The 25,111-nt window shown below is 38.3% G+C and carries 31 protein-coding genes; 6 read left to right on the top strand and 25 right to left on the bottom strand.

What is annotated here, in order from left to right:
• Nucleotides 1-11: 11 nt before the first annotated feature.
• From NSU02_RS08960 to ypmT, 10 genes are all read right to left on the bottom strand, one after another.
• Complete coding sequence (locus NSU02_RS08960; RefSeq protein WP_339192838.1) at nt 12-1,214, bottom strand: transposase; 1,203 nt, start codon at nt 1,212-1,214, stop codon at nt 12-14.
• A gap of 105 nt (nt 1,215-1,319) precedes the next feature.
• Nucleotides 1,320-1,478: a hypothetical protein gene (locus tag NSU02_RS08955; protein WP_339195429.1), complete on the bottom strand. Its 159-nt coding sequence runs from the start codon at nt 1,476-1,478 to the stop codon at nt 1,320-1,322.
• Nucleotides 1,479-1,653: 175 nt separating this feature from the next.
• Complete coding sequence (locus NSU02_RS08950; RefSeq protein ID WP_235600520.1) at nt 1,654-2,268, bottom strand: hypothetical protein; 615 nt, start codon at nt 2,266-2,268, stop codon at nt 1,654-1,656.
• Between the two features lie 148 nt (nt 2,269-2,416).
• The gene (locus NSU02_RS08945) at nt 2,417-2,644 is read right to left on the bottom strand and encodes a YozE family protein (protein ID WP_066250287.1); all 228 of its coding nucleotides are present in this window, start codon (nt 2,642-2,644) and stop codon (nt 2,417-2,419) included.
• 218 nt (nt 2,645-2,862) lie between these two features.
• Nucleotides 2,863-3,861, bottom strand: coding sequence for a biotin synthase BioB (gene bioB, locus NSU02_RS08940; RefSeq protein WP_117016921.1), 999 nt, complete (start codon nt 3,859-3,861; stop codon nt 2,863-2,865).
• A 124-nt stretch (nt 3,862-3,985) separates the two neighbouring features.
• A complete protein-coding gene (locus tag NSU02_RS08935; protein ID WP_082829556.1) occupies nt 3,986-4,135 on the bottom strand; it encodes a YjcZ family sporulation protein in 150 nt (49 codons plus the stop codon).
• A 365-nt stretch (nt 4,136-4,500) separates the two neighbouring features.
• Nucleotides 4,501-5,439 carry a magnesium transporter CorA family protein gene (locus NSU02_RS08930; protein WP_063389686.1) on the bottom strand — a complete coding sequence of 313 codons (939 nt, stop codon included), beginning with the start codon at nt 5,437-5,439 and terminating at the stop codon, nt 4,501-4,503.
• A 293-nt stretch (nt 5,440-5,732) separates the two neighbouring features.
• On the bottom strand, nt 5,733-6,704 hold the full coding sequence (gene msrB / locus NSU02_RS08925; RefSeq protein ID WP_063389685.1) for a peptide-methionine (R)-S-oxide reductase MsrB: 972 nt from the start codon (nt 6,702-6,704) through the stop codon (nt 5,733-5,735).
• Between the two features lie 165 nt (nt 6,705-6,869).
• Nucleotides 6,870-8,075 carry an MFS transporter gene (locus NSU02_RS08920; RefSeq protein ID WP_339195425.1) on the bottom strand — a complete coding sequence of 402 codons (1,206 nt, stop codon included), beginning with the start codon at nt 8,073-8,075 and terminating at the stop codon, nt 6,870-6,872.
• A 151-nt stretch (nt 8,076-8,226) separates the two neighbouring features.
• On the bottom strand, nt 8,227-8,421 hold the full coding sequence (ypmT, locus tag NSU02_RS08915; protein ID WP_063389739.1) for a protein YpmT: 195 nt from the start codon (nt 8,419-8,421) through the stop codon (nt 8,227-8,229).
• A 172-nt stretch (nt 8,422-8,593) separates the two neighbouring features.
• Between ypmT and NSU02_RS08910 the strand changes: the two genes are divergently transcribed.
• Nucleotides 8,594-9,973 carry an RsmF rRNA methyltransferase first C-terminal domain-containing protein gene (locus tag NSU02_RS08910; RefSeq protein ID WP_339195422.1) on the top strand — a complete coding sequence of 460 codons (1,380 nt, stop codon included), beginning with the start codon at nt 8,594-8,596 and terminating at the stop codon, nt 9,971-9,973.
• A gap of 32 nt (nt 9,974-10,005) precedes the next feature.
• Here the strand turns inward: NSU02_RS08910 and NSU02_RS08905 are convergent, their stop codons facing one another.
• From NSU02_RS08905 to NSU02_RS08845, 13 genes are all read right to left on the bottom strand, one after another.
• Nucleotides 10,006-10,584 (bottom strand): YpmS family protein, encoded by a 579-nt coding sequence (locus NSU02_RS08905; RefSeq protein WP_327855922.1) that lies wholly within the window; start codon nt 10,582-10,584, stop codon nt 10,006-10,008.
• A gap of 5 nt (nt 10,585-10,589) precedes the next feature.
• On the bottom strand, nt 10,590-11,417 hold the full coding sequence (locus NSU02_RS08900; protein WP_327847902.1) for an SGNH/GDSL hydrolase family protein: 828 nt from the start codon (nt 11,415-11,417) through the stop codon (nt 10,590-10,592).
• A 131-nt stretch (nt 11,418-11,548) separates the two neighbouring features.
• A complete protein-coding gene (locus NSU02_RS08895; RefSeq protein WP_327847901.1) occupies nt 11,549-12,121 on the bottom strand; it encodes an SCO family protein in 573 nt (190 codons plus the stop codon).
• Between the two features lie 107 nt (nt 12,122-12,228).
• Nucleotides 12,229-13,077, bottom strand: coding sequence for a DegV family protein (locus NSU02_RS08890; protein ID WP_063389679.1), 849 nt, complete (start codon nt 13,075-13,077; stop codon nt 12,229-12,231).
• 213 nt (nt 13,078-13,290) lie between these two features.
• The gene (locus tag NSU02_RS08885; RefSeq protein ID WP_063389678.1) at nt 13,291-13,542 is read right to left on the bottom strand and encodes a DUF2535 family protein; all 252 of its coding nucleotides are present in this window, start codon (nt 13,540-13,542) and stop codon (nt 13,291-13,293) included.
• Nucleotides 13,543-13,629: 87 nt separating this feature from the next.
• Complete coding sequence (gene ilvA / locus NSU02_RS08880; protein ID WP_063389677.1) at nt 13,630-14,898, bottom strand: threonine ammonia-lyase IlvA; 1,269 nt, start codon at nt 14,896-14,898, stop codon at nt 13,630-13,632.
• 269 nt (nt 14,899-15,167) lie between these two features.
• Nucleotides 15,168-15,659, bottom strand: coding sequence for a dihydrofolate reductase (locus tag NSU02_RS08875; protein ID WP_094245658.1), 492 nt, complete (start codon nt 15,657-15,659; stop codon nt 15,168-15,170).
• The gene (locus NSU02_RS08870; protein ID WP_066250264.1) at nt 15,656-16,450 is read right to left on the bottom strand and encodes a thymidylate synthase; all 795 of its coding nucleotides are present in this window, start codon (nt 16,448-16,450) and stop codon (nt 15,656-15,658) included. The genes NSU02_RS08875 and NSU02_RS08870 overlap by 4 nt, the downstream gene beginning before the upstream one ends.
• 208 nt (nt 16,451-16,658) lie before the next feature.
• Nucleotides 16,659-17,174, bottom strand: coding sequence for a phosphatidylglycerophosphatase A (locus NSU02_RS08865; protein WP_063389674.1), 516 nt, complete (start codon nt 17,172-17,174; stop codon nt 16,659-16,661).
• A gap of 15 nt (nt 17,175-17,189) precedes the next feature.
• Nucleotides 17,190-17,771, bottom strand: coding sequence for a YpjP family protein (locus NSU02_RS08860; RefSeq protein ID WP_339195416.1), 582 nt, complete (start codon nt 17,769-17,771; stop codon nt 17,190-17,192).
• A gap of 373 nt (nt 17,772-18,144) precedes the next feature.
• Nucleotides 18,145-18,579, bottom strand: a complete 435-nt coding sequence (locus tag NSU02_RS08855; protein WP_063389672.1) for a BrxA/BrxB family bacilliredoxin — start codon at nt 18,577-18,579, stop codon at nt 18,145-18,147.
• 59 nt (nt 18,580-18,638) lie between these two features.
• Nucleotides 18,639-19,763 carry a conserved virulence factor C family protein gene (locus NSU02_RS08850; RefSeq protein ID WP_066250259.1) on the bottom strand — a complete coding sequence of 375 codons (1,125 nt, stop codon included), beginning with the start codon at nt 19,761-19,763 and terminating at the stop codon, nt 18,639-18,641.
• A 97-nt stretch (nt 19,764-19,860) separates the two neighbouring features.
• The gene (locus NSU02_RS08845; RefSeq protein ID WP_063389670.1) at nt 19,861-20,334 is read right to left on the bottom strand and encodes a glutathione peroxidase; all 474 of its coding nucleotides are present in this window, start codon (nt 20,332-20,334) and stop codon (nt 19,861-19,863) included.
• Nucleotides 20,335-20,515: 181 nt separating this feature from the next.
• Between NSU02_RS08845 and metA the strand changes: the two genes are divergently transcribed.
• From metA to cspD, 3 genes are all read left to right on the top strand, one after another.
• Nucleotides 20,516-21,424, top strand: a complete 909-nt coding sequence (gene metA / locus NSU02_RS08840) for a homoserine O-succinyltransferase (RefSeq protein ID WP_339195413.1) — start codon at nt 20,516-20,518, stop codon at nt 21,422-21,424.
• A gap of 60 nt (nt 21,425-21,484) precedes the next feature.
• Entirely contained in the window at nt 21,485-22,624 is a 1,140-nt protein-coding gene (locus tag NSU02_RS08835; RefSeq protein WP_063389668.1) for a diglucosyl diacylglycerol synthase, read from the top strand.
• Nucleotides 22,625-23,002: 378 nt separating this feature from the next.
• Nucleotides 23,003-23,206 carry a cold-shock protein CspD gene (cspD, locus tag NSU02_RS08830; RefSeq protein WP_063389667.1) on the top strand — a complete coding sequence of 68 codons (204 nt, stop codon included), beginning with the start codon at nt 23,003-23,005 and terminating at the stop codon, nt 23,204-23,206.
• Nucleotides 23,207-23,276: 70 nt separating this feature from the next.
• Here the strand turns inward: cspD and NSU02_RS08825 are convergent, their stop codons facing one another.
• Complete coding sequence (locus tag NSU02_RS08825; RefSeq protein ID WP_157728045.1) at nt 23,277-23,495, bottom strand: zinc-finger domain-containing protein; 219 nt, start codon at nt 23,493-23,495, stop codon at nt 23,277-23,279.
• 353 nt (nt 23,496-23,848) lie between these two features.
• Between NSU02_RS08825 and NSU02_RS08820 the strand changes: the two genes are divergently transcribed.
• Nucleotides 23,849-24,268: a reverse transcriptase-like protein gene (locus NSU02_RS08820; protein WP_063389665.1), complete on the top strand. Its 420-nt coding sequence runs from the start codon at nt 23,849-23,851 to the stop codon at nt 24,266-24,268.
• Nucleotides 24,246-24,413: a hypothetical protein gene (locus tag NSU02_RS08815; protein ID WP_157727946.1), complete on the top strand. Its 168-nt coding sequence runs from the start codon at nt 24,246-24,248 to the stop codon at nt 24,411-24,413. The genes NSU02_RS08820 and NSU02_RS08815 overlap by 23 nt, the downstream gene beginning before the upstream one ends.
• Before the next feature lie 371 nt (nt 24,414-24,784).
• Here NSU02_RS08815 and NSU02_RS08810 read toward each other — a convergent pair whose 3' ends face one another.
• The gene (locus NSU02_RS08810; protein WP_063389664.1) at nt 24,785-25,051 is read right to left on the bottom strand and encodes a YpbS family protein; all 267 of its coding nucleotides are present in this window, start codon (nt 25,049-25,051) and stop codon (nt 24,785-24,787) included.
• Nucleotides 25,052-25,111: the final 60 nt, after the last annotated feature.

The raw sequence follows: 25,111 nt of genomic DNA, 5'->3' as shown, positions 1-25,111 counted from the left end.
ATTGAATTTTTTTAAGCGGCTTTCTTCCCTTTATTTTCCTTTGCCATCGCTAGCGCTGAAACAAGTAATACAATAGCGTTCAGGTAAATATGGGTCTTTACTTTTTCAATTCCCCATACATGTAGGGAGTTCGCCGTAAGGTAGCTTTTCATTCTTGAATTACAGCGTTCTACACTTGTCCTCTCGTTGTAAAGCTCTTTCCAACGTTTTGTATCACGGTGCGGATTGGAATATCGGCGCACATCCTTTTTGATGTCGACTTTTACCACCATTCCATAGTTGGAAGATGAACAGGCTGCCATTCCTAATGGGCAATCCACTTTGCCGGTTGCGTGAGGACATCTGAACTTGAGCTGGTCCTTATCAGCTCCCCAATAAGTCATTTCATAACCCATGGAACAACGCGGAGTTCCATTGGAAGAAATCCCTTCAGGAGGCTCTTTTTCGTTGCGCAAATTGAGCGGGATAATGGCTTGCGCTCCAATGTTTTTGGCTGATTCATAGTTTTTTAGTTGGTCATATCCGCCATCCATGATCAGAAATTCAATTTTGGATTTGGTACGCTCTGCCACTTGCTCTATTAATTCTGGTGCGACTTCTCCATCGTTCACATGGGCAGGGGTTACTTTTATGGCTATTGGCAGTTCGCTTGCGGTATCGACTGAAAGATGCATCTTATAGCCAAACCAGGTAATTTTATTGCCGAAGGAATCATATTTTGCGCCCCAATTGGCATTACCCGTTTGTTCACTACGCTTTTTGGGCTGTTTCTTTTCATAGGCATCAATGGCGGCACTGTCGATGGCCTGGTGGCTGCCGTCAATTATTCCTTCCTCCTGAGCTAACTGTACCAAGTCAAGGAAGATCTTTTCAGCCAGCTTTTTTTTGGTAAGTGCCGCAAAAACCCGGCTGAGAGTGGAGATAGACGGTGCGGGGCGATCAATCGATAAACCGCATTGATAACGGAAACGAAGGTCTTTATCCAATCGATGATGAAGGGCGGTAAAGGTGTCGATGCCTTCGAGTGGGGCAGCGATGAGAGCCCTTAGAATCCCTTCTCTGGAATGACCGTCAGCCCCTCGGGGTGAAGAACTTCTCAACTGTTTAGCATAAGGGCGTAAATCAAGCGAGCTAAAAAAGATAGGTAATTTCTCTTTTGACTCTAATTTTTGCAGTTCTTCAAAGGAAAATAGGCTTTCTTGTAGAATATACAAAGTGACTTCCTCCTTTTGAATTTTTGTGGTTTCGTCACTTCAAAAATTCTACATTTTAGGGGTGAAGTCCTTTTTTATGTCTTTGAAATCCTTATGGCTCTTGGGTCAAAAAATATGCAAAATGCTCTTATAATAATGATGGCCGTAAGAAGTTGGATCATGTTTGTATTTTGACTTAGGATAATGCTTTTTGTGGTAGTGGCTGCTGCTGGAATAATGGTAAGGGCGATGGCCTAAAAACGATTTGATGAATTTTTTCAACATACACCTTTTCCCTCCTTCTTGTATTACTTGTTTTTACGAAAAAAATCTGTATTGGTTTCAGTTTAAAAAATTTTTTGAATAAAAAGATGGGAAGACCTGGTAATCTTCCATTCCTCTATTTCTATTACTTGTCATCCATTGCAGTTTTTTCATTAGAAAATTTTTCAAAAAAAGATCATGGTAAGCGGCTCATTTTTTTCAAATATTGAATGACAACGTCCATCATTTCCTTATATTTTTTATCCCCAAATAAATCGTAAAGACCTTTGTAATCATTATACAGATCAAGGAGGGAATCAATGATTTCCTGCTGCATAGGCTTTGTTTTCTTTTCGTTTTTTTGGCTGTTCATCGGAGCAGAAGCATTTTTCTGTGCGCCCATCCCAGCAATATGTTGGATAATATGAATATTTTGCAAATGTTGATCTGCTTCTTTTTTCGAAACGGCCAGCTTTAATTCATCCGCAGATGATTCCATCCATTCCCCGTCGCGCACCCGCACTAATTCATAAATCACTTCCTCCCACGCATCGTCTTTATATCTCCACAATTCCGTCCGGTACCCGACAATTTTGAAAATTTCATCACCATAGCCTTTCACATAAACAAGGTCGCCAATTCCAAACATCAGTTCCACTTCAACCGTTTCTGACTCAAACACAGTCCCATCATATTCTGATAAAAACTGTAATGAATGTTCAAAATATAAAATTTCACTGTAATTGATTTCATATAAAAACTCTTCGTCCATCGTATGGATGTTTGTAATCGTCCCCAAAGTACCGTACAAAGTAATAACGACTTGATCGCCAATATTGAACTTCGGTTTTTTTCTTTTCAGTATGAAGGCACCCCCTTTAATGCCATCACTCTTTCGATTATCACATTATATGCATCATCAACTTGTTTGAGTTGGGCGGACTATCTTGAAGGCTCAGTCAATGTTTTTGTTCAATCAATTGAACATATTTTTCCCAAGCTTCATCAAAAACAGACATGTTTTCCAAATATGATCCATTTAATTCCAAGTAAGTGCTGAGTTCATCATAATCAGTTGAATTTTTCGGAAAGCTGTGGTCAAGATAAGCATCGTTTGCAAACTTGCTGATTTTGTCCTTCGGTTTAGGATGTCTGAACGTCATCAAATAATGATAAAAAGAACTCATATTTCCACCTTCCTAAAAAATTTGCTTGTTTCATTATAACGTTTTGATAAATTTTCGAAAATAAAAAAACCGCCTTTTTATGGAGCGGTTTTAAAGAGAAAAAATGCTCTTTCTTCAGCTGCAGCTGGAAAAAGATTTTTTATTGTTTTATAGAATGGACCATATTTATTCTCCACTGAATAAAAAACAACGATCCATTATGCCAAGACACCGTTTCCTTATTGAACGGTTTCTGGAAGCGGATTTAAGTCAATCTCAAAGCCTAAATCTTTTAACATTTCGTGATCTTTTGACATTTCCTGTCCTTCAGTTGTTAAATAGTCTCCGATAAAAATAGAATTAGCCGCATATAACCCAAAAGGCTGTAGCGAGCGCAAGTTTACTTCCCTTCCTCCGGAAATGCGTATTTCTTTTGTCGGCAGCATGTAGCGGAATAAGGCAAGCACCTTTAAACAATATCGAGGATTAAGATTATTTTCTCCTTGCAACGGAGTTCCTTCAATAGGATGAAGAAAATTAACCGGAATAGAATCTGCGTCGATCTTCTTTAAAGCAGCAGCCATTTCAATAACATCTTGTTTCGATTCACCCATCCCGATAATCACACCGGAGCAAGGAGAAATCCCTGCACGTTTGACTTTGTCAACTGTGTTTACGCGATCTTCATATGTATGACTAGTGACTATATGTTCATGATATCTTTCTGATGTGTTCAAGTTATGATTGTATCGATTGACACCAGCTTCCTTCAATCGTTCCGCCTGTTCGTCTTTTAAAATTCCTAAACATGCGCAAACCGTCAAGTTGTATGTATCTTTTATTTCGCGTACAGATTCGCATATTTTTTCTACCTCATGGTTTGTAGGCCCTCTTCCGCTTGCAACGATGCAGAAAGTTCCAGCTTTCAACTCTTGTGCCCGTTTGGCCCCCTCTAAAATGGCTTCTTTTGAAAGCAGCGGGTATTTGTTGATTGGAGCCGTTGATACGGAAGATTGGGAACAGTAGGAACAGTTTTCAGGACAATATCCTGATTTTACATTCATGATCATATTTAACTTCACTTTATTCCCGTAAAATGCTTTTCGAATCTTGTAAGCACCATGCAGAAGAAGCAGCAATTCTTCATCAGGACAGTCCAAAATTGCAGCAGCTTCCTCATAAGTTATTTTATGTCCAAATAGTACGTTTTCGGCTAATTCAACCCAATCGATTCTCATTTCGTAATCCCCCTTTTCTGTAATACTTAAATGGTAAAAAAAGAAAGGATATATGTCAACTATTTTTTGAATTAAGTTTACATAAAATGCAGATAAAAATCCTGCCCGAACAGGCAGGATTTTTTTATTTTACATAAGCGCAGCCGACAATGATCAAAAGTATAAATAATACTACGATCAAAACGAATGAAGATCCGCAGCCATATCCGGCACCATGTACCGGATAACCGTATCCATGTCCACAATGGTGAAAATCGTGATGGTGAAAATGCATTTGCCCCACTCCTCATTTTTTAATCTAGGTTTCAGTTTACATTATGTTTTTTTGGACTTTCAGGTATGTGCACATGCCTATTTTTCCAAATTCTTTGGAACAAACGCCCTGCAGTTGGAAATTGGAAACACCAGTTGTGCAAGCGGGCAGATGATATCGTCCTATAAGAAACATGAGGAGGAACTTCATCTGCGACCGCATTGTGATTGTCTTAAAAAATCAATTTTACAAATTTTAGATTATTTGAGATTACTATAGACATGGCAGCGGTCAACGAAAGAAAAGGAGTGGGCAAATTCGTCTTTTTCCGACATAAGCTGCTACTATTAGTTCAGAGTCATCTGACCAGTTATGGTTGTACAAGTTTAAAAATATCTTTTTTTCCAAAAAATATAAGCTGTTAAGCTTGACATGAGCAATGAAATGGAAATGGGAATAAAAAACGCAAAATGATGATTTTGAAACGGTATCGGCACATTCATTCCATACAAGCTCGCTACTAATGTCGGAATAGAGATGACGATCGTAATTGCCGTCAAAAATTTCATGACAATATTGACATTGTTGGAAATGACTGATGCAAATGCGTCCATCATTCCGCTTAAAATACTTAAATATACCTCTGTCATTTCAATTGCTTGTTTGTTTTCGATAATGACATCTTGCAAAAGATCTTGATCTTCCTCATACATTTTCAAGTAATTTAATCGCAGCAGCCTTTCCATGACAATATTATTAGATTTCAGCGATGTCGTAAAATAAACTAAGCTTTTTTCCAGACTGAGCAATGAAAAAAATTCTTTATTTTTCATCGATTGATGAAGCTCTTTTTCTACTTCGCTCGTTTTGCGATTAATTTGTTTCAGATATCGCAAATAATATGTTGAAGTTAAATATAAAATTTGAAAAGCAAAACGCGTTTTCATAAACGTATAAAAACCTTTAACTTTGTTTCTGGCAAACTGTTCAAAGATTGGGTTTCCTTGCAAACATACTGTAATAAAACAACTGTCAGTAATGATCATTCCGATCGGGATCGTTTCATAAAACGTTTGCCCGATGTCATCTACCGTGATAACCGGAATGTCAACAATAATCAACACATTGTGGTCCTCTTTTTCAATCCGGGATCTTTCCTCATCATCCAGTGCATCTTTAAAAAAGTCTATTGGAATTTGCAGCCGTTCTGACACGAAATGAACTTCTTCCTCAGTCGGTGCCACCATGTTGATCCAACAACCGTTTTGAATATCTTCAATTTCCTTCAATTGGCCGTTCGCGCTTGACATATAAATGTTCAGCATGCTTTAACCTCCTTTGCTAGAGGCAGTCTGCACGCGCAAGAGTGTCATCGCTTACGAACAGCGCCTCTTTCCGCATACATACTGCCTTACCTATCTCGGGTCCGTCCGGATCTAAAAAAGAACCGCTATTCATAAACGATTTTCACCCTCCTTCATCCATAAAAATTCAACCTAATATATGATACTAATTTTGTTTTACGATGTATATAGGTTTTAACGGAATTTTACATAAATTTGAACATTTAATAAAAAAAGGGCACATGTTTTTGTGCCCATTCGTTTACATATAATCTTTACTCTGTTTGATCGTCTTCAAACAGTTTTTTATATTCACCATAGCCTTCTTGTTCGAGCTGATCTTTCGGGATAAAGCGAAGCGCAGCCGAGTTAATGCAGTAGCGAAGGCCTGTCGGTTCTGGACCGTCAGGGAAAACATGTCCAAGGTGCGAATCCGCCGTTTTGCTTCTAACCTCTGTTCGGATCATGCCGTAAGATGTATCTAATTTTTCGACGATCTCATGCTGATGAAGCGGTTTTGTAAAACTTGGCCATCCGCAGCCTGAATCAAATTTATCGAGCGAGCTGAAAAGCGGTTTTCCCGAGACGATGTCGACATAAATCCCTTCTTCTTTATGATCCCAATATTCATTTTGAAATGGAGGCTCCGTCCCGTTGTTTTGCGTCACCTCATATTGCATCGGAGTCAATCGTTTCTTCAGCTCTTCTTTATCCCAGTCGCTCCAATGCTTGCGTATAAATTCATCCCGTCCAGACGCTTGACGATACCGTTTGTAGTGAAAAGGATTTTTTTTGTAGTAATCTTGATGATAGTCTTCGGCTGGGTAAAAAGGTTTTGCCGGCAATATTTCGGTCGCAATCGGTTTTTCAAAACGTCCGCTTTTTTCTAAAAGCTCTTTCGATTGTTCCGCGAGCTCGCGCTGTTCCTCCGAATGATAAAAAATAGCCGTTTTGTAAGATTCTCCCCTGTCATAAAATTGTCCGCCCGGATCAGTCGGATCAATTTGCTGCCAAAATATATCCAGAAGCTTTTTATATGGAAACACGTTCGGATCAAAGGTAATTTGCACGGCTTCCACATGACCCGTCGTGTGCGAGCACACTTCTTCATATGTCGGATTTTCCTTATGTCCTCCCGTATATCCGGAAACAACCTTAATAATTCCCGGAAGCTCGTCAAAAGGCTGGACCATGCACCAGAAGCAGCCACCCGCAAAAGTAGCCAATTCATATTTTTCATTGCTCATCATTTTTCCCTCCCTTTAGCTAATTTTCCTGCCTGCTCATTCTCATCGCAAAAGTAAAGATCAACTTGTTCTTCCTACAATACATTATAAAACGATTAAAAAGAACAAAACAATTGATTTGCAACTCAAGCATAGCGAAGTGCAAAAACTAGTATATTCGTTCCATTAAGAATTTTTCCTTTTTTGCTCCATGTTATCACGAAATGGCCATAACGCTGCCATCATGAAGGCTAAAAGCAAAACGATGGAAGCTAAAACGTATGGAAAATCGACGTCGATATCAAACAAAATTCCTGCAATCGCAGGACCGACAATGTTTCCTAAACTTGTATAAGTAGAGTTCATGCCGGCAATAAACCCTTGTTCATCTCCTGCCATATTGGATAATAGAGTGGTGACAGCTGGTCGAAGAAGATCGCATGCTAAAAATACAGCAAACGTTACAGCCATAATGAAAAAGTAGCCGTCAACTAAGGTTGACAGAAAAATAAAGACGGAAGCGCCTAATAAACAAATTTCAATCAACCTTTTCTCGCCAAGATACTTCACTAGCTTGTCAAAGAAAACGATTTGGGCGATGAGTCCAAAAATCGTTCCTGTTGTTATGACGATGGAAATATCTTTCGGCGAAAAACCGAATTTTTTATCGACAAACAAACCGAACATCGTTTCATATGCGGAAAGACCAAATACTAAAACAAACACGATCAATAGCGGTACAACATACGGAGGTTTGATCGATTTGCTTAATTCGCTGAAAAATTGAAGACGAGTTTGTTTTTCATCTAATTGTTGAATGTTATCATTTGGAAGCGGTTCTTTTAAAAGGAGAATGGAAAAAACGGCTGCGACAAGCGCAATAAATGCCGCAAGAAAAAACGGCACCCGAATGCCGAATTCTGCTGCAAATCCTCCGATGCCGGGCCCGATAATAAAACCTGCGTTAATGCTGGCAGACAAATATCCAAGCGCTTTCGGCCTGTCCTCTAAAGTGGTGATATCTGTAATAAACGCAGTAACAGCGGGCATAATACATGCCTCGCTGATTCCGCCAATTATTCTTGAAATCAAAAGCAAGAAGAACGCAGAACCTATTGCAAATAAAAATTCGGATACAGCAAACAAAACTAAACCGATGACAATCATAATCTTTCTGCCAAAACGGTCAGTAAAAATCCCCGTGACCGGCGAGGAAAACAACTGGGCAGTTGAAAATGCTGCTATGAGATATCCCATATAAACGCCCGATAAATTTAGTTCATTCATATAAGCAGGCAAAACCGGAACAACGAGTCCGATTCCTAAAAAAGCGATAAAAACATTGCAAAGCAGCAATATGAGGGAGATATTTTGTTTATTTGAACGTAACATGATAACTTCACCTGCATATCTTTGACTTTAAATTTTTATGTATCAAGAATCAACTACGATGTAAAATTTTTACTTTTACAGGAAAGAAAGAAGGCGATCCATCAAAGGACGTTTTTCATCCTTCTGGATCCCCCTTCTATCTCGCTTTTCTTTAACTTTTATGCTCGCGCAAATGAAGTACATATACAGCAATGCTTAAAAACAAGGCGCAGTAACCGACATTTATGTAAACTTTGTCTAAATTGTAATCTAAGTTTCCAGCAAGGTATTGTTTATATGCCATACCGCCAAAATAAACAGCAAGGAGGAACATGACGATGCTAGCAATTAAATATATTTTTTTCAAATACATCACCCCTACACCAAATTCCCTTGCTTTTCTTTTTCTATAAAAATGTTTCATCTCTAACAATTTATTTTCTCTTATCTTCACCTCTCCGTCAAGAATTCGCCAGAAAGAATTTTCGCCATTATGTTTCATATTCCGCTATAATATTTTAGGAAAGGAGATCTGAAATATGGCATTACCTGATGATTTTTGCCGGAAAATGAAACAATTGTTAAAAAATGAAGCAGATGATTTTTTTTCTGCTTTGCGAGATGAACCGATCAAGGGACTGCGCTTCAATCGTCTAAAAATAGAAAAAGAAACGTTCATTCGGAAAATATCTTTTTCTCTTTCTTCAGTTCCCTTTTGTGAAGACGGATTTTATTACGATGAAAAACAAGACGAGCCCGGAAAACACCCTTTTCATGCAGCTGGGCTCTATTATATACAAGAACCGAGTGCTATGGTTCCTGCTGAAGTGCTTCAGGCAAAACCCGGAGAAAAAATATTAGATTTGTGCGCTGCGCCAGGAGGAAAATCGACGCAAATTGCCGCGGCGATGGAAAATGGAGGAATTCTTATCTCAAATGAAATTCATTTCAAACGAGCGAAAGCACTATCGGAAAATATTGAACGTTTCGGAATTCAAAACGCTATTGTGATAAATGAACGGCCCGAAAAACTGGTTCAACACTTTCCGAATTATTTCGACAAAATTTTAGTTGATGCCCCGTGCTCTGGAGAGGGAATGTTTCGAAAAGATGATAACGCCATCGAATTTTGGAGCGAGGATCTTGTTGAAAAATGCTCGTACACGCAAAAAAAGCTGTTATCTTTAGCGTTTCAAATGTTAAAACCCGGCGGAACTCTCGTCTATTCCACCTGCACGTTTTCTCCTGAAGAAAATGAACAGGTTATTGAGGCATTTGTAAGCATGCATCCAGAAATGTCTCTTGTTGAAATTCCTAAACGTGAAGGTTTTGATCGAGGAAGAGTGGAATGGACAAAAACGAATTTTGAAGAAATTTCAAAATGCATCCGCCTTTGGCCGCATAAAATCAAAGGTGAAGGGCATTTCGTTGCGAAATTAATCAAAAATGGCGAAAACAATACGAGAAGCAGCGTTTCATATTTAAAATCAAATGTCAAAAAACAGCAATTAGCTGAGTTTCAGCAATTCGAACATTCTTTTTTAAAGAAAAGAATAACCGGGGCATTTTTCTTAAAAAAACAACAGCTGTATGTATTACCTGAAAAATGCCCAGATATTACTTCGTTGAACGTTTTGCGGGCGGGTCTCCATCTTGGAGAAATCAAAAAGAAACGATTTGAACCGAATCATCATCTTGCCCTGTCACTCACACCAAATGATGTGAAATACAGTTATTCCTTCTCAACGAACGAAAAAGATTGGCAAGCTTATTTAACGGGAGAAACGATTTCATCTCCATTGGGTGTAGACAGGGGATGGATATTAATGACAATAGACGGCGAATCGATCGGTTGGGGAAAAGAAACGAAAGGAACCATTAAAAACTTTTATCCAAAAGGTCTTCGTGTTCAATTTTGACAAAACAAAAGCGGGTTTTGATACCCGCTTATTTATTTGAGAGGGAGCGGAACATACAAATTTGCTGAAATTACACCTTCCTCCAAATCAATTTTTTCAGCTTGAATTTTAGACCCGTTTTCCAATGACAGCTGATCAAGAAAGACTACAATCTGGCGATTTTTTGCATCAATCTGCACTTCTTTTGGAAAGTGGTATTGGGAATCAATATATTTCAACACATAAGAAACCGGAACGGAAAGTCTCCCAACCGATAAGCTTTTCACCTTTAAAATGACGTTTCCCTGCTGTACACTCGGTTCAAAAGACATGACCATGTCCAAATCCCGGCCGAAAGCGAGAAGGCTGCCGTACAGTTTAATATCATCCGTAATTTCAACCCAGTATGTGAGAGGCTGATGAACGGCTTCCTTTTTTAAATAATCATTGATGACCTTAGTTACTGTCTGTTTATCTGTTTCCACTTTAAAGACAGCAAAATCTTTACTACCTTCCGCTTCCTTTTTCAGAGGCGGCTTTTCCCCAGGCATAAGCAGAAGACCAGAGGAGATGAGAATAATCAAAAAATTGGAAAACAACAAGATAAAAAATGCAAGCTTCCATTTATTCATTTACTTCAATCCTTTTTTGTTCCATTTTCCAATGTTTCCATAACCCTTGCCGCAATCAATACATATCCGTTCTCGTTCGGATGGAATTCATCTGTATATAAGAGGTTTTTGTCCTCTCCTTCTTGAAAAATATCCTGAATTGAAACGAATACCGCACGTCCATCTCCGAGCAAAATTTGTTTCGTCCGCTCGTTCCATTCCGAAATAATCATATCAATTTCCGGAAATTCTGCCAATTTCCACGCAAACGGATTATAAAGCCCAATAAACGCAATCACTGCCTGTTCATTTGTCGACCGGATCTTGTTCATAATGTCTCTTAAACGTTGTTCATAAAGAAGGCGTTCTTCTTGAAAAAGTTCAACTGTTAATTCAAAAATATTTTCCCGCACGACTTTCATTAAATCATTTGCACCAATCGTCATGAAAATGAGATCGGCATCTTTCAATTCCTTTTTTACTTGATCTTCATCAAGCTTTTTTAACAAATTTTCCGTTGAATGCCCCATCGCTGCAAAATTGACTGTTGAAATAGATGAAATGTCTTCCTTTTTTTCTAATTCATTTGAAACGAGACCAACATAGCCTTCTTTTGTTCGGTCGCCCACTCCTTTTGTCAGGGAGTCGCCAAGTGCAACAATTTTGATATCTCCTTGCAATTGAAAAGTGCTGGACCTACTTTCATTCCCCGCGACAGCGATTTCAGTTTCAATCGGTTTGCTCTCTTCCTCTTCCGCCTTCGCTTGATTTGAAGGAGAAGCAGTGGATTTTTGGACACATCCGGTTAATAAGAAAAAAGTCATAATAAGAAGAGAAAATTTTTTCGACAGCATTCCTATCACCTTGTGACGATCTCTTTCTTTTTATTATATCATACGAAAAAAAGTTTAAAATTGACCCAAAGGCATCATGTACAGAGGGTCCTTTCCCCTTGCTGTCAGACGCTTTAGGCCAACTTTAAACTTTATTGAACAGCTTTTATATCGTTGATGATTTCGTCATACGGCGTATTTTCAACACCGTTGTAGCTTTTTAAAACAACTCCGTTTTGATCCACTAAATAAAAGCTCGTTCCATGAATGACCTGATCATCGCTTTCCGGTTTTTGAACGATCGTTTTAAAACTGTTTTTTGCAAAGTTTTCAATTGTCTCTTGGCTGTATCCGGTTAAAAAATGCCAGTTGTCAAGAGAATCGGAAAATTGATTTGCAAATTGTTTCAGTTTCTCTGGTGTATCTACTTCCGGATCAACGCTGAATGATACAAACTCGACTTCAACACCTTCTTTTTCCGCTTTTTCCTGCAATTGAGCCATATGGGCTGTCATCGGCGGACAAACGGTTTCACAGCTTGTAAAAACAAAATCAGCTACCCAAACCTTCCCTTTTAAATCTGCTAAAGCAAAGGGCTGTCCGTTTTGATCCGTAAATTCAAAATTTTCCACTTTATAATTCAACGGATCTTTTATTTTATTTCCGCTGCAAGCCATTAAAAAGATCAATAACAGAAAACAGGAAATGAACATTTTCTTCTTCATCGATCATTCACCTTTCACCTATTCTCATCGAAAGTGTATCAAATTTTCATTCAAGTGAAAACAAATTCCAAAATGATTCATAAAAGATTCAAAAAACTAGCTTTTACTTATGGCTTCACATAGTAAGAAACTCCTAAAGCTCCTTTGCCGGTATGAATGGAAATGATTGGTGTCGTTGTGCAAATATCAATTTTATCGGCGGTTGTGATCTTCAACAATTCCTCTTTTAAGCGCAGCGCCAAATCTAATGCATTGGCATGCGCCACCCCAATCCTCAGCAAATCGCGATCTTTTATATCTTGAATCAATTGCTTCATAAAAAATTTAACAACTTGCGAATGACTTCTAACTTTTGTGATTGGCGTAAAGATCCCGTCTTGTAAAGAAGCGATCGGTTTAATATTCAATAACGATCCTAATAGAGCCTTTCCCTTTCCAATCCGTCCCCCTTTTTCCAAATGCTCGAGAGTGTCTACTGATACATAAAGAAAAGTGTTTTTTCGTACTTGTTCTATATGAGAGATTATTTTGTCTAACATTGCTCCCTTTTTTGCCATTTTTGCCGCTTCAATCACTTGAAAACCTAAAGCGCTAGATATATAGTTGGAATCTATGACCGTAACTTCTCCCTCGGTCAGGCTTGCCCCCTGCTGTGCGGCGCGCACTGTTCCGCTCAGTTTACCGGACATATGAATGGATAGCACTTGAAAACCTTCTGCATGAAGGCGATCATACACTTCCTTAAAATGGATCGGAGAAGGCTGAGAACTTTTCGGTATTTCTGCTGATTCCATCATTTTTTCAATAAATTCCGCTGGTTCAAAATCAATGCCGTCCGTATAAGATACACCATTCAATGTATAGGTTAACGGAACAACTTCAATATTGTATTCCTCCAAAATATTTTTATCTAAATCTGCTGTTGAATCGGTAACGATCCTTACCTTTTGTGTCAATATATTCACTTCCTATCAAACAATAATATTTCAACCTTATCACGTTTCTGATCAAAAGAAAAGAAACAGTCTCTAATCTTTACCCGTCCTAACATATTTTGAAACTTAAAAATTCAAAAACGGTCAATTTCGCAGATCTCTCCTTCTTCTCCAAAACGCTTAAAAAAATAAAAAGCCCTTGCCGATAATCAAATATCTGCAAGGGATATTTCTTTAAGCGTTATGTTTTAATCGGTTGTCTTGAAAAATTGATTCATAATCTTTCCACTTTAAAGCATGCTTCAAATAGCTTCGAAAATTATAAAGGCTTTTTGGCTTTGATTCTTTGCAAATGTTCGCTATAAAAAGCTGCAAATGAATATTTAACATGAAACGGTAAGAGTTATCCTCCTCCAATACTGGGATTTCAACAATCTTCACCTTCTGTCCATTTTCAAGTTTGAACTCTAGGCTTTTAAATAGCAAAGTATCAATCCTCTTTTTACCCGTTTCTTCTATTATACAACAAAATAGGAGCGAATTTTGCAAAAATTTGTCATATACAAAAATATTTTAAATTAACAAATTGAATAAGTTGCTGTCCTTGTTAACCTCTGTAAAAGGAAAACCTTTCTTTTTCATTCTTTCGACTAATCCGCGGTAATCTTCCCGATGCTTGACTTCGATGCCGACAAGCGCAGGACCGCTGTCTTTATTATTTTTCTTCGTATATTCAAAGCGAGTGATATCATCCGTCGGACCTAATACCTCATCTAAAAATTCACGTAAAGCACCCGCACGCTGCGGAAAATTAACGATAAAATAATGCTGCAAGCCTTCATAAATTAAGGATCTCTCCTTAATTTCCTGCATGCGCTCAATATCGTTATTGCCTCCGCTAAGAATGCAAACGACATTTTTTCCTTTTATTTGATCTTTGTAAAAATCAAGCGCTGCGATTGGAAGCGCACCTGCTGGTTCTGCTACAATTGCATTTTCATTATATAAGTTCAAGATCGTTGTACAAATTTTTCCTTCCGGCACAAGTAAAAGATCGTCCAAAATTGTCCGGCAAATGGAAAATGTCTGATTTCCTACCCGCTGGACCGCCGCTCCATCCACAAATTTTTCAATTTCATCCAGTTCGACTACTTCGCCTTTTTCGAGTGATTTCGCCATAGCTGGTGCTCCGGAAGGTTCCGTGCCGATTAATTTTGTTTCCGGCGATACGCTTTGAAAGTATGTGCCGATGCCAGACATTAACCCTCCGCCGCCGATAGCAGCAAACAAAAAATCAATTGGCTCATCGCTGTCATTTAAAATTTCAACAGCAATGGTGCCTTGGCCCGCAATGACATCTTTATCGTCAAACGGATGGATGAACGTACGGTTTTCTTTTTCGGCGCATTCAAGCGCTTTTTTATACGCATCATCAAATGTATCGCCTGTCAACACAATTTCAATGTACTCTCTTCCGTGCAATTCCACCTGAGATATTTTTTGTTTAGGAGTTGTGGAAGGCATAAAAATTTTTCCATGCACTTTTAACGCTCTGCACGAAAATGCGACTCCTTGCGCATGATTTCCAGCACTTGCACAGACAACTCCATTTTTCGTTTCCTCAGGAGTCAAATGTTTCATTTTGTTGTAAGCTCCTCTTATTTTAAAAGAGCGTACAACTTGCAAATCTTCCCTTTTCAAGTATACCCGGCAACCATATTTTTCAGATAATCTTTGGTTAAATTCCAATGGAGTATGTGTCACAACATCCTTTAATGATTGATGCGCTTTTAATATATCTTCTACTTGGACGAATGCTTCAACTTTTGTCAAATTCGTCATCGTACATCCCTGCCCTTAAACAATTTCTTAATTTTTAAATTATAACACGATTCAAATAAAAATAAAATTACATCTATTGTTTTTATTTAGAATTCTGCTTTTTTGACCGATTGAATCCAATTTTACATGTGAAATTATATGATTCTTATATGTATTACTTGCAAGATATGGCACAACTAAAAAAGACGCTGCAGCGCCTTTTTTAATGTCCTATAGAAGCCTGCGAAAGAAGCAATGCTTCCTTGACTTCAAATTGACTCAGACCGTTCTTATTTATTTCGCTCGTACACAAGGAAGCGGTGCGGATAAACATTTTTTTCATCAACTACTCCATCTTTTTGGGAAATAAGCTTCCATTCAGAAAAATCAATTTTTGGAAAATATGTGTCGCCTTCAAACTCCTCCTCAATTTCTGTTACATAGAGCCGATCGGCAAACGGAAGCAGCGCTTCAAAAATCTTCGCTCCGCCAATTACAAACATTTCTTCTTCCTTATTGTTTTGGGCAAATTGCAAAAATTCATTTATCGAATGAAAAACGAGACAGCCTTCGCAAGAAAACTTTTCATTCTTTGTTAACACAATCGTTTCTCTTCCGGGAAGGGGCCGTCCAATCGATTCAAAGGTTTTACGGCCCATGACGATCTTTTTGTTCATCGTTGTTTCTTTAAAATATTTTAAATCATTCGGAAGATGCCAAGGAAGCTTATTGTCCTTTCCGATCAGCCGGTTTTCATCCATCGCAAACAAAAAGGAAATCATACACTCACCTCACCTTTAATGTGAGGATGAGGATCATACCCTTCCAGCGTGAAATCTTCATAAGTAAAATCAAAAATGGATTTTACCTCTTTATTCAATTTCATTGTCGGAAGAGGCCGCGGCTCCCTCGTCAGCTGCAATTTTACTTGCTCAATATGGTTGTTATAAATATGAACATCGCCGAATGTATGGATAAACTCCCCGAGCTCCAAGTCGCAAACTTGAGCAATCATCATCGTTAAAAGCGCATAGGAAGCAATATTGAACGGCACACCTAAAAAAAGGTCTGCGGATCGTTGATAAAGCTGACACGAAAGCTTTCCTTCCGCAACATAAAATTGGAAAAACGCATGGCACGGCGGTAGAGCCATTTTATCTAAATCAGCGACGTTCCAAGCACTTACAATCAATCGCCGTGAATGTGGATTCGTTTTAATTTGTTCAATTACATTTGAGATTTGATCGATGGTATTTCCGTCTGCACCTGTCCACGAACGCCATTGGTAGCCGTAAATGGGGCCCAAGTCGCCGTTCTCATCTGCCCATTCGTTCCAAATTCGGACGCCGTGTTCTTGTAAATATTTTACGTTTGTATCACCTTTTAAAAACCATAACAGCTCATAAATGACCGATTTTAGATGAATTTTTTTCGTCGTAACAAGAGGAAACCCTTTAGCCAAATCAAAACGCATTTGATATCCAAATGTGCTGATGGTTCCTGTCCCCGTCCGATCCTGTTTTTTAACCCCGTGCTCAAGCACATGTCTGCATAAATTTAAGTATTGTTCCATTGATGACACATCCTTTAGTTGAAATGTTACTTTAGTTTAACAATCGGCTCGTTCTCCCATTGCTATTAAACCGTTTGTCAAACGAAAAAATTTTTTCAAAATCCGGATCGAAAAAGCCGTCTCATGCAGCTTATTTTTGCAATCTCCATCTTTAAAAATGGAAAAATTGGCGAATCGCCAATTATTTCCCGCTGCACACTTTCTGAAATTATTTTATCTCTTCCAGCTTATCATTTACATCTTCGTTATTATGAGCAATGCGGCTAGCTGCACTTGCAGCAATGGCTGCCACGATATCGTCTAAAAATGTATTGACTTTCCCGTCATGGCTATTGTTCAGCTCTTTGATGATTCCAAATTTTTCTTTGTCTAAATAGCCATAATTCGTAAATCCAATTGACCCATAAACATTTACAATCGATAACGATAAAATTTCATCAATTCCATATAGCGGTTCATCTGATTCGATAATTTGCTGAAGCGGTTCAGGAAGCAATTTTTGTTCCGCAAGCTTGTCTAAAGCAATTCCTGTCAAGACAGCATGAATGATTTCTCGTTTTCTTAAAATCTTTTCAACATGGTATGTGCATTCTTCAAGAGACAGATCGGGAATGTATTTTTTTTGCAGCTCCAACACGATTTGTCCAATGTCTTTTAATGTTACTCCCCGATCTTCCAACAATTCAATCGCTTTTTTTTGGAGCTTTTCAAGTGAATACGCCATATTCAATCACTTCCTTTACTGCATCCAATTTGGAGGTGTGTTTGTGTCCCAATAAATTTTCCCCAATGCATAATGGGTTTGAAAGTGGTCATGGTATGTATGGTAATGAAAATCAAACCAATAGCCCTGTTTTGGCGGATGATCGACGCGAACATGAAATCGTATCAAGTCTTTTCCGCTCATACGATCATAAATGTGAAAAATTTTTTCTCCTTTTCCATTCGCAGGTTTTTGGGATATAGCCAAATCTGCAAATTTTTCCTTCTCCGTTGCCAAGAAGGTTTTGATCACTTCTTCCATTTGCGGCAAAACTAAGTTGCGAAACTCATCTTCTATCACACCGCTGATTTTTTTGCCGAATTTTTCAAATGATTGTTTTTCCGCTTCAAACAAAAATTGATCGACAATGTTTGGCTGTTCTATTGCTGACTGATCTTGTGAATCACGATGCAGTAATAGTTTTTTCTCTTCGGCCTCCGGTGCATAGTTTGCATCAGGAGCCTGTTTATTGACGGTTAAGGCGGACGGAGGCGCTACAAGCCCGAATGTTGCGAGTGTAAATAAAACGACAAGCGATTTTCGAATCCAATTTTTCAAGTTCCCAACATCCTTTCCGCCAAATGAACAAACGATACTATCATTCTATCATATTTTAATCAAAATAGATATTTGATAGAGTTTTTTGACTGAAAAGAAATGGGTTCAAAAAAACGAGAAAAAAGGGTAAAATAAAAATCAGAAGTTGGAGGCAGCAGATCGGAAGCCGACAATTTGGGAAACCGGCAGAAAATGACCGTTCAACTCATCCTGCAAAATTTTTTCTAGTTGATTGGAGGAAAGTACATATGTATGATGCAATGTTCATAATAGGTAGCTTTATTACACTTGCATATTTAATTGTAATGGAACTTACAGACTAAAAGCTCATGGAAGACCATGAGCTCTTTTACTTTTAAGAAGCTGAATATTATTAGCAATGCTTTTCAAATGCTTGAAGAAGATTTTCCATAACTCCTTCCAGCGTATTGCCTTCAATGTCATGTCTTGGGATAAAATGGACAACTTCTTTTCCTTTTAAAAGAGCCATTGACGGCGACGACGGTTCATAACCGATAAAATACTCCCTCATTTTTGCCGTCGCTTCCCGATCTTGACCCGCAAAAACTGTTACGAGATGGTCAGGAGTTTTTTCGCTTCTTACTAAAGCTTGTGTTGCCGCTGGTCTTGCAAGTCCCGCTGCGCAGCCGCAAACGGAATTCACAAAGACGAGCGTTGTCCCTTCCGCTGATTCCATAAATTGATCCACCTCTTCAGGTGTAACTAATTCGCGGAATCCGGCATTTGTCAACTCATCTCTCATCGGTTGAACGAGCTGACGCATATACTCTTCATAAGCCATTGACATTTTCAATCCCCCTAATTTTTACTATATTTAACATTATTCGTTTATGAAACAGAAATATGCTACTTTTGCCGGCTTTCGGTCATTTGCTTCCAAACGGATCCTTTTGCTTCTTCTCCTTTTTCGATCCTTTCTATTGCCATTTTTATTTGCATTTTCACTTCAAATTCTGGATCGTCTTCCGCTTCCTTCAGTTCCTTTAAAACAGATTCATCTCCTACTTCGTACAAAAACATGGCTGCTCGCCAACGAACAAGTTTACTTTTGTCCTTCAATGCTTTCGCCATTTCAGGAATAGCCGCTTTGTCCCCGATGTCGGATAGCGCATCACCTGCTGTTCTTCTAACAGTAACGCTTTTATCTTTTAACGCTTTATAGAGCAAAGGAAGGACAGCCGGATCTTCGAGCATTCCTAAATAGACCGTTGCAAGTCTTCGTATCGATGCTTTCTCATCATTCAACGCTTTTTCCAGCACATCTAAATCTTCAAGCGTTGGATCCATTTGCTCCAAATGGGCAAACCGCTTTTGCCAATCAGGATCATCAAGCATGTCAACCGTTACTTTGTAGCTGAATCGCTTAAACGTTTCCTTTTCATCCTTTTGATGAATGATTCTATTTTTTATGCGTTCCAGCCTGTCATCCGGATAGGCTGCTGATATTTCATCGACAACCTCCTGGCCGATTGCATCCAAATCTCCGTAGCGGACGCCATGCTCCTTCCATTCCCTTTCTAAAACAACGTTGTTCGCATGCTTTTGAACTTCCATGATCATGTTTCGGAAGCGTTCAGGCAGCCCGTAGCGGCGCTCCTCATGTCCGTCTGTCAGCTTTACTTGCATCGGCAGACCGTGAAACATTTGAATAAACACTTTTACTTCGCCATATCCTTCTTCAGGAGAATAGGCGTCCTGGCTGTTATCTTCAACCTGCTCGCCGAAAATGCTTCTTACTTCTGATAAAATATCCTGCCAATGATATTTGCTGTTTCGTTCAATGGCCATAAAATCTGCAACATGATAAACCCCTTTCACCCCTTCAATTGCTAAAATGGATTGGATTTCCTTTGGTGCTTCATGAGCATTTTCTTTTTTATAATTGTTCCTTTTACCTGCCGGAAGCTCTTGGTCGAGAATTACTTTCATCGTATTAGGGCTTGGGGTAGGTTCAATCGACTTAATGTTCACAAGATGTCACTCCCTACTTCCTCTTAGCTAGTTCCATTTTAACATGCCAGTCTGCAAAATTCTTTCCAAAAGCACTTGCAGTGAAATAATGGAGAATTTACAAAAGCTTTTCGATATAAGGAGCGATGTCTTTCGGATTTGTTTGCGGAACAAATCGCTCTACCGGATTGCCGTCGCGGTCGATCAAAAATTTTGTAAAATTCCATTTAATCATCTTTGTTCCAAACACGCCTGGAATTTGTTCGGTCAAGTACACAAATAAAGGATGGGCATTCGGGCCTCTCACATCAATTTTTGAAAAGACGGGAAATGTCACACCATAATTTTCACAAAATGTTTGGATTTCTTCGTCCGTTCCCGGCTCCTGATTGCCAAACTGATTACACGGAAACGCCAGTACGACAAATCCTTTTTCTTTGTATGTTTCATATAAATTTTGCAAATCTTTGTATTGCTCCGTAAAGCCGCAATAACTTGCAGTATTGACAATGAGCATGACATTTCCTTTATACTGTAATAGTGATATTGTTTGCCCATCTGCGGTTTTTACATCAAAGTCATAAACAGTCATCACGCCTCCCCCTCCATTTACGTTGATTTTACATTACAGTCATAATAATAACAAATCTAAAATTGAAATATCATTTTAAACTATCTATAATATTAGCAAAACTTAGTCTGATCATGTTCTGTTTCGCTCTGCACATGATTCATTTTTTTGTTTTTCGATTACATTCCGGAGGTGCACATACATGCCAATTAATATACCAGCAAATTTGCCGGCAAAAGAAATATTGGAGAAGGAAAACATTTTCGTGATGGATGAAAAAAGGGCTTACACTCAGGATATCCGCCCATTAAATATTGCCATTTTAAATTTAATGCCAGAAAAAGAAAAAACGGAGACCCAGCTTCTCAGACTTTTAGGAAATTCTCCGCTTCAAGTTAATATCACGTTTTTGCGTCCGAAAACCCATACGCCAAAAACAACGGCAAAGCAGCATTTAGAACAATTTTATACAACGTTTGATCAAGTCAAGCATCGAAAATTCGACGGGTTGATTGTAACAGGGGCTCCTGTTGAAAAAATGCCTTTTAATGCTGTTAATTATTGGGAAGAGTTGATAAACATTTTTGAATGGACGAAAGAAAATGTGACATCTACTTTGCATATTTGTTGGGGTGCTCAAGCAGGCCTATTCTATCATTACGGCATCGATAAATATATGCTGCCGAAAAAATGCTTCGGCGTTTTTGAACATAAAATATCAGATCCTTCCGTCAAGCTGTTAAGAGGTTTCGATGAAATCTATTACGTTCCTCATTCTCGCCATACGGACATCGATGTGGAAGAAGTGAAAAAACAAAAAGATTTAGAGATTTTGTCTTATTCGGATGAAGCGGGTGTATGTCTTATTTCTTCGAAAGACGGGAGATTTATTTTTTTAACCGGACATCCTGAATATGATGCAACAACATTAAGAGATGAATATGAACGAGATTTGGCGAGAGGACTTGACATCGAAATCCCAAAAAATTATTTCCCTAATGACGACCCGACGAAATCGCCTTACAATCGCTGGCGGTCACATGCGAATTTGCTGTTTGTCAACTGGCTTAACTATTATGTATATCAAGAAACTCCTTATATTTGGGAATAATAATAGCAACCTGGTCGGATTAAAATACGACGTTCTGAAATTGAGGTGATGAAATCGTTTATGAATAAGCAGAAAATTTTGATCTTGACAGCAAAGTACGGAAACGGGCATATTCAAGTGGCAAAGACGCTGGAAAAGCGATGTATGGAACGGGGTATGGACGTCATCGTTTGCGATCTATATCAAGAGTCTCATCCACTCATTACTGAATTCACAAAATACCTGTATTTAAAGAGCTTTTCGTTTGGAAAACAGTTTTACCGTTTGTTTTATTATGGTGTAGATAAAATGTACAATAAACGAGTCATGAATGTTTATTACACAATGGGCAGAAAAAAACTTGAACAAGTGATTGCTGCTGAAAAACCCGATATCATCATCAATACGTTTCCAATGATCGTCGTACCCGAATACCGGAGACGCACCGGTCACGTGATTCCGACCTTTAATGTCATGACAGATTTTTGTTTACATAAAATTTGGGTGCATCAAAACATAGATAAATATTATGTTGCATGTGAAGATGTAAAAGAAAAACTTCTCAGCTTAGGGATCGACGAAAAAGACGTAAAAGTTACCGGAATTCCTATACGCAGCCGATTTGAAGAAAATATTGAGATAGAACCGTTGTACCGCAAATATGGATTAAGTGAGAACAAACATATTTTGCTTATTATGGCAGGTGCTCACGGCGTCTTAAAAAATGTGAAAGAAATTTGCGAAGCGATGCGCTATTCAGAAAACGTCCAAACCGTTGTTGTATGCGGAAACAATCATGCGCTCAAAGACCGCTTAGCCCCTCTTGCTAAAGCAAGCAGAGATCAATTGAAAGTTTTGGGTTACGTCGAAAGAGTGGACGAGCTGTTTCGAATTGCTTCCTTGTTGATTACAAAACCCGGAGGAATTACGTTAACAGAAGCTTCTTCCCTTTCGGTTCCTCTCGTTTTATACAACCCGGTTCCTGGGCAGGAAAAAGAAAACGCGGAATTCTTTGCAAAACACGGCGCTGCGGTCATCGTCAACAATGTATCTGATATGATTGATGAGGTGAACAAATTATTGCATTCACCTGATAAATTAAAACGGATGCGTAAAAATATTTTTCAACTGTACCATCCAAACGCTGTGGACACCATTTTAGACGACATAAAGTTAGAAAGTGAACGAATGTCTAAATATATTCATGAACATATTTCATAAACGAGTGTCAATAAGACATTCGTTTTTTTATAAAATGATGTCGCTTTATCATATTAACTTCCTCGTATTACCTGGAAAATGCTTTTTTTTGCGAGAAAACAGCACCGATTTTCACGGTGAAAGCATCCTTGTCATGTAGCCGGCAATTAAGCTGATTTATTCCCAATCAATTTCCACCTTAGCGTTTTGACAAAAATTCGAATCATTGGAATAAACTTGACTTTCAATAATTGGTTAGTGTATAGTAGATATATCATTTAGCTGAATATAGGCAGCCTAAGGTTTTGAGACCTTGCTTGTTGCATTATATTCCTGTTAAATGATAAAAAATTTTTTAAGCACGGCTTTGTGCGGAAAGTATTAGGAGGAAATCGAAATATGCAACAAAATGGTAAAGTAAAATGGTTTAACAATGAAAAAGGTTATGGTTTTATTGAAGTTGAAGGCGGAGACGATGTTTTTGTCCACTTCACTGCAATTCAAGGCGAAGGTTTCAAAACCTTAGAAGAAGGTCAAGCGGTATCTTTTGAAATTGTCCAAGGAAATCGTGGACCACAAGCAGCGAACGTTGTAAAATTATAATCGATGATCATTTGATCTTCAAATATAAAAAGAGGCTTTTGCCTCTTTTTATTTTTTATTTTCGGAATTTTTATTTATTACTGAATTTTCGATCGCCGCGCTTGCGTGTCCCCCTCAAATTTTTCCCCAGCTCTTTAATTTGCTGTCCCACCGTACATTTATTAATACAAAATGAATGGGCATATGTTTTTCCGTATTCTTTTCGAAAATGAGCTTTTAAAAAACAATTTACGCAATATTCATCCATTAATTCAGTCACTTTTTCAAATATAGCCGCACGATCTTTCATCATTCCATCTCCACTGTTTTTTATTTATCATTATGCTGTTTCACAAAAAGAGATTGTACTTTCTCGAAAATGTATTTTTCGCATTCTCAATTGAAGAGACTAATTTTTTATACCATATTCTGTTCAACCTTGCAACCGATTCACTCAAAAGGGTTTTTACAGACATTGATCGAATTGTATGGTATAATCACATCGATTTTTTTGAAAAGAAAAAGGCAGTCAAATAGATGTTTTACTTAATAAGATCAAAAGCTCCTCACATCTATTTTAAGCTTTTTTCATCCTTATCATGATCTTGATGACATGTTATATTCTTCATTTTTAAAAAAATTCCTCTAAGGGAGTGAAATTGATTGGTAGAAGTCTACATAGATGGTGCGGCAAAAGGAAATCCCGGACTTTCCGGCGCCGGTATTTATATAAAAGGAACGAACATTCAAGAAAAATATTTTTTCCCCCTTGGCGTCATGGATAATCATGAAGCTGAATTTGCTGCATTAGTCAAAGGACTTATGATCTGCCTTGAAAAAGGATATAAGATCGTCTCTTTCAGAACCGATTCACAGGCAGTGGAGCAAGCAGTGCTTAAACGTTATGCAAAAAATCAACGCTATAACAGCCATCTTCAAGAAGCATTAAAGCTCATCGATCAATTGGATTTGTTTTTTATTAAATGGATTCCCGAAAAGCAAAACAAAACGGCTGATGAATTAGCCAAAAAAGCATTGCAGCTTCAAAAAGGGATTGATCATGAAGGAACAACAAGCGGCTGATTTTAAGTTTTTTCGCGTTGCTTATATTTGGAAACAGCATTTTTTATCGTTCGGAGGGCTTTATGTGTTAACTCATATTATTGAAGAAGAACTAACAACGTTCTGGTCTTTCATTGGAACCCTTTATTGTATTAGCACGCAATAAACTAACAACGTTCGGAGCGTTCAGCGGGACCTTAATGTATTAGCGCGATAAACTAACAACGTTTGTGAACATTCACCGGGACCTTTAATGTATTAGAACACAATAAACTAACAACGTTTATGAACATTCACCGGGACCTTTAATGTATTAGAACACGATAAACTAACAACGTTTATGAGCGTTCCATCAAGGGCGTGGCCCCATGAGATCCGCTTTTTGATCAGAGGGATGAGCTTTGTTTTTGCGGCTTCTCCTCCCTCCCGGCATCCCGCAAAAAACATTTCCACAAACCATTTTGCACGTTCTGTTAGCATCCAGAAAATAAAGACTCTTCCATAAATTTTATGAGGAACTGGGTCATCCAGTTCCTTTCAGCTTTGCTTCCGACTTACATATTCTTTTACCATTTCTTCCGTTACGTATTTTCGCTGCGGAACGATTCCGGTGGTTCTGGCCAGCTCATTCATTTCTTTTGTAATTTCGTTAATCGTTTGCACGGAAAAATGAAGCCCCTTTTCGCAAAGCATTACAGCTTCATCGATTGCCTGCTCCCGTTTTTCTTCTAGATGCAAAAACCTTTTCACGATCTCGTGCTGGCGGTTTGAATGCTTTGTTATCTCTTTATGTACTTCTGCCATCTTTTTTCCCCCTAATTTTTAAGTTCGAGCACTTTCAAAGGAAGAGAGGAGCTTCTGCCC

This window comes from Aeribacillus sp. FSL W8-0870, from assembly GCF_037963755.1.
GTDB lineage: Bacteria > Bacillota > Bacilli > Bacillales > Aeribacillaceae > Aeribacillus > Aeribacillus composti.
The sequence above is the reverse complement of the archived record's forward strand: the minus strand, read 5'-3'. Positions and strand labels throughout refer to the sequence as shown.